This window comes from Faecalibacillus faecis (assembly GCF_003024675.1).
Lineage (GTDB): Bacteria > Bacillota_I > Bacilli_A > Erysipelotrichales > Coprobacillaceae > Faecalibacillus > Faecalibacillus faecis.
This window is the reverse complement of record NZ_PYLP01000040.1, coordinates 1-4,951: the sequence shown is the minus strand read 5'-3', so window position 1 is coordinate 4,951 and position 4,951 is coordinate 1. Positions and strand designations below refer to the sequence as shown.

6 protein-coding genes and 1 rRNA gene are annotated in these 4,951 nt (G+C 27.7%); 5 read left to right on the top strand and 2 right to left on the bottom strand.

The window, feature by feature from the left end:
• Window positions 1-339 precede the first annotated feature (339 nt).
• Window positions 340-1,353, top strand: a complete 1,014-nt coding sequence (gap, locus tag C7U55_RS13270) for a type I glyceraldehyde-3-phosphate dehydrogenase (RefSeq protein ID WP_022001253.1) — start codon at window positions 340-342, stop codon at window positions 1,351-1,353.
• A gap of 426 nt (window positions 1,354-1,779) precedes the next feature.
• Here gap and C7U55_RS13265 read toward each other — a convergent pair whose 3' ends face one another.
• Entirely contained in the window at window positions 1,780-2,157 is a 378-nt protein-coding gene (locus C7U55_RS13265; protein ID WP_106988949.1) for a DUF6120 family protein, read from the bottom strand.
• Entirely contained in the window at window positions 2,150-2,488 is a 339-nt protein-coding gene (locus C7U55_RS13260) for a PadR family transcriptional regulator (protein ID WP_106988948.1), read from the bottom strand. Before C7U55_RS13260 ends, C7U55_RS13265 begins: the two co-directional genes overlap by 8 nt.
• Before the next feature lie 316 nt (window positions 2,489-2,804).
• Between C7U55_RS13260 and C7U55_RS13255 the strand changes: the two genes are divergently transcribed.
• From C7U55_RS13255 to C7U55_RS13240, 4 genes are all read left to right on the top strand, one after another.
• Complete coding sequence (locus C7U55_RS13255) at window positions 2,805-3,248, top strand: hypothetical protein (RefSeq protein ID WP_106988947.1); 444 nt, start codon at window positions 2,805-2,807, stop codon at window positions 3,246-3,248.
• A 123-nt stretch (window positions 3,249-3,371) separates the two neighbouring features.
• Window positions 3,372-4,013: a DUF1835 domain-containing protein gene (locus C7U55_RS13250; RefSeq protein WP_106988946.1), complete on the top strand. Its 642-nt coding sequence runs from the start codon at window positions 3,372-3,374 to the stop codon at window positions 4,011-4,013.
• 191 nt (window positions 4,014-4,204) lie between these two features.
• Complete coding sequence (locus tag C7U55_RS13245; protein WP_106988945.1) at window positions 4,205-4,495, top strand: hypothetical protein; 291 nt, start codon at window positions 4,205-4,207, stop codon at window positions 4,493-4,495.
• A 365-nt stretch (window positions 4,496-4,860) separates the two neighbouring features.
• Window positions 4,861-4,951 (top strand): 16S ribosomal RNA (locus tag C7U55_RS13240); the annotation flags it as partial.

Here is a 4,951-nt window from a genome sequence, read left to right as displayed (position 1 = left end):
CGGTCAGAAGAATAATTCTTTCTTCAAGTAATTTGGAATAAATATCGTAAGCATAATGATATTGATGATCTTTTTCTATGATAGTAGGGATAAGATGCATAAAATAACCTCCATACGTTATTATAGAAATAAAAGTGGAAAAATATTCTTAATAAAAAATAAAAAAGAAGTAAAAAAAGTGTAAGCGCTAACGATGTGATGAAATGGGAATTAATTGAAAAATAAAGGAAAAATTAATGCATCTTATACAAGAAATCAACGTTGTAGTAGTTGCTTTTGTGAAGTTTTTGACTTATAATAATGGCATAAAAGCTATTTACAAGGAGGAATATTAATAAAATGGCAGTAAAAGTAGCAATTAACGGATTTGGACGTATCGGACGTCTAGCATTCAGACAAATGTTCAATGCAGAAGGGTATGAAGTTGTAGCAATCAATGACTTAACTAATCCTAAAATGTTAGCACACTTATTAAAATATGATTCAGCACAAGGTAAATATGCATTAGCTGATACAGTAGAAGCTGGTGAAGATTCAATCACAGTTGATGGAAAAGAAATCAAAATCTACGCTAAAGCTAACGCAGCTGAATTACCATGGGGAGAAATCGGTGTAGATGTAGTATTAGAATGTACAGGATTCTATGTATCTAAAGCTAAATCTCAAGCTCATATCGATGCTGGAGCTAAAAAAGTTGTTATCTCAGCACCTGCTGGAAATGACTTACCAACAATCGTATTCGGTGTAAACGAAGGTACTTTAAAAGCTTCTGACACTATCATCTCAGCAGCTTCATGTACAACTAACTGTTTAGCACCAATGGCTAATGCTTTAAATAATTTAGCACCAATCAAATCTGGTATCATGTTAACAGTACATGCTTACACTGGAGATCAAATGGTATTAGATGGACCTCATAGAAAAGGTGACTTAAGAAGAGCTCGTGCAGCTGCAGTTAACATCGTTCCTAACTCAACAGGTGCTGCAAAAGCAATCGGATTAGTAATCCCAGAATTAAATGGTAAATTAATTGGTTCTGCACAACGTGTACCAGTTCCAACTGGATCTACAACTATCTTAACTTCAGTTGTTGAAGGTGAAGTTACAGTTGAAGAAGTAAATGCAGCTATGAAAGCAGCAACTACTCCATCATTCGGATATACTGAAGAACCATTAGTATCTTCTGACATCGTAGGAATCACTTACGGATCATTATTTGATGCAACTCAAACTATGGTTAAACCATTAGACAACGGAACTACAGAAGTTCAAACAGTTGCTTGGTATGACAACGAAAACTCATACACTTCTAACATGGTTAGAACAATCAAATATTTTGCTGAATTAGCTTAATCTAGCGAAAAATATGCTAAATAAAAAAGGGTTTCAAGATAGAAGAAGCCCTTTTTTTTACGCCAAAACCTGCATGAAATCAACGTTTTTTGATTTGCGGGTTTTTATTTTTTATGAATAAAATAATGCTCAAAAATGCCTTGAAAATGGGCTATACCAAAAAAATACCAAAAAAATTCGAAAAAAAGTGCAAAATTCCCACCAAAAAAGCATCAAAAAATCATTAATTTTTGATGCTTAAAAGAAAAAACTATCTAACATAAATTAACTTTTTGAAACTGTAATGCTAATAATGAGAATTTATACTAAAAACTAAGACGCTTATCATTGGAAAGTAAAGATCTAATTAATAAAATAACTTTCACAAATATTATAAATAATAGTGATAGTTGGTAATATTAATTTTTTCATAGTTTTTCTATTTTTTTAATGTTCAGTGATAGTTGTTTCGATTTCATATATAATTGAATTCTTTTGATCTTGTATATAATCATACCAAAGAATTCCTATCCAAATTGCTAAAATTGTACATGTTACTGAAAAAAATATAAGGAATTTTTGTATAATCGATTTTAATTTCATTCTTTTAATAAGATCATTTTCATCACTGTTTTGTATGTAATTCACAACAATATCTTTAGGCTCTCCAAATTGTTGAACAATATCATCATATGAACATTGTGGGTGATCATCTAAATATTCATTTAAATGTTTTTTTAATTCATTTAAATAGAATTTTTCTTTTTTAGTATGCATAGGCATAATTGCCCAAATGTTCTTAATGTATTTTTTTATATTATTCATAAGCTTCTCCCAAAGATTCTTTAATAACGTTGTGAATTCCGTCAACAGCATTATTAAATTCGTTAATCATTTCTAATAATTTTTCTTTTCCTTTTTCTTCTATGTGATAATAAACTCTTACTTTACGGTCGATTACTTTTTCATAACTTGAAATATAATTTTCATCTAGCAATTTATACAAGATAGGATACATAGTACCTTCTTTAATGTCTATTAATTCATGAGAATATGTCTTAATTTGTTTTGTAATCTCGTAGCCATAACAATCTTGCTTAGCGATTATGCATAGAAGTAACATATCTAATTTAAAAAAACTATTTTTTCTAGCCATATCAATACTTCCTTAATATAATTATATATTTATTATAAAATATATTTAAGAATCATCAATACATAGATAAACTATGTACACTGATTTATAAATATGATAATATATGAATAAGAAAACGTTTTCAAATTAAAAGAAATCTATATAGTCATGAAAAAAGTATTGAGTGTTTAATTATAGTGATATTTTTATTGTATCGATTGTAGTAATCTTATATCCATTTTATTACTGGATTTGGTTGATTTGTTATTAATGAGACAATAAAATTTGATTCGTTAAAATTTGCTATATTATAAATTTATGATAGGTGGTGATTGCTGTGGAAGAATACATAGAAATTAGGATCAAAAAAAGAATCTTAATTGTTATTATTTTATTTTTAATGTTTGTTATTGGTGCAACAGGTTGGTATTTTTGGTCTTCGTATCATCCGTATATAAATATTCAAGTAAGTGAAGGGACTGCTGGGGATAATTTAAAAGTAGCTGCACCTTATATTGCTTATTCAGAAAAAAATGGTGTCCCAATGGCAGCGTCAATTAATTTAAAAATTTCTGATTTGACAATGCAACATGAATTTATGTGTAAAAGTATAAGAGAAAATTATATTTGTTCTGATATAAAATTGAAGATTAATAAGAAAAAGGATAAAACAATTCTTAAATATTATGGTACTGCTACTTCTTTAGATGGGAAAGTTGAAGATTTTAATAAGCAAATAACAGTTGATTATATTCTTAATGCAGATATAAAGTATCAATGATTAAACACAAATTATGTAATTAGTATGTTTTAGCAATAGAGTGAAATTTATAAATAGCAAAAGGAGGAGAAGTCAGAAATGGTGAAAGAATTAACCAAATAATGACTTTGAAGATTAGTTAGAATGATAGAAATATGTTTTGATACTTCTACTGAAGCAAATTTACGTTATTTATATGCAGTAGGAGTCATAGATTCCAATACTATTCTTTGCTGTCCAGACGATTATACATTAGGAAACTTTAATAATTTTAGTATTGATGAAAGATATGAACAATTATGTAAATATGGCGTTATTGATTATGACAAAAGAAATAAAGAATATTTTTATAAAAAGTATTCTTTATTTTTAAATGGATTATATAAAATTAAACAAGGTGACAAAGTAAGAATATGGATTTCTCAAGTTCTAATGGAAATGGTGGATTTCTTTGTTGCATGTTATTTTTTAAGAGATGTATTAAATAGTGTTTTCGTTTGTGATGCAAATATAATTTTACATGATATAAGTAAACACACTGCTTTTTTAAATTGTCCAACTGATTTTATACAATTGATGAATAAGATGGAAAATGTTCCCGTTTTAAAATATTCAGAAATTGGTGAAAAAATATTTTTATCAGATAAAACAATAAAACTTATAAAAAATGGTGAAGTTATAATGATGAATGAAAAAGATTTGGATAGACTTATTTATGATGCGATTAATGGCCAAAAAGGAAATAATACAGAAAGAATAATTGAAGAGGTATCAAAAAAAGTCTAATTAATTATCTATATTTATATAAAAAAGTTAGAAAAATAATAGTTGAGTGAAACGATATGGGGTATAAATAAATCAAAATATTGATAAATGATAAGAAGTATTATGACAATAAAAATCGTTTCGAAGAACATTAAAATATCTAATAAAATTATTTTTTTGAAGATTTATTGGTATATAGGAGGTTAAAAATAATGGTATTAATTATTGGGTTGTTTTTGTTTGTTAACTTATTGCTTTTATTTATTAATATCATCTGTTTTTGTAATAAAAGCAGATATTTTATTTATTCAATGTTTATAAATAATATTATTAGCGTAACTACATTGCTAATGTGTATAAATTATATAAAAGAATTGATGCTAAAAAGTGATTGGACAGCGTTATTAGATATTGTACCGGTTATAGTTCCAATATTAACTATATATTTTATAGGTGTATGTGTGATTCAAATGATTTTAATGATACTTTTTTATAAAAAATGAGTAATTTGTCAATAGAATAGCAAATTAATAAGATTATAATTGATAATAAGAAGGCCACTGAAAAGGCCTTCTTTTGTTGTAAAAGCACAGTATATTAGACAAAAAAGAGAAAAAGGTAAAAAAAGAGAGGGATAAAAAACATCGATACAGAGGGGAAAAAGGAAGGGAACAGGAAAAAAGATAAAAAAAGATAGAGAAAAAGCTTTACAAAAGGAGAAATGGATGGTAGTATAAATGAGCACTCGACGAGAGAGACGAGTGAGAGGACATTGAAAACTGAACAGGAAAGAATAAAACACAACGTCAATTTAAGTTTAAAAGAAAAAAGAGCTAAACAGACCAAAGTTGTCTGAAGAGATAGAAGGACAATGGAGAGTTTGATCCTGGCTCAGGATGAACGCTGGCGGCGTGCCTAATACATGCAAGTCGAACGCTTCACATATGTGAAGAGTGGCG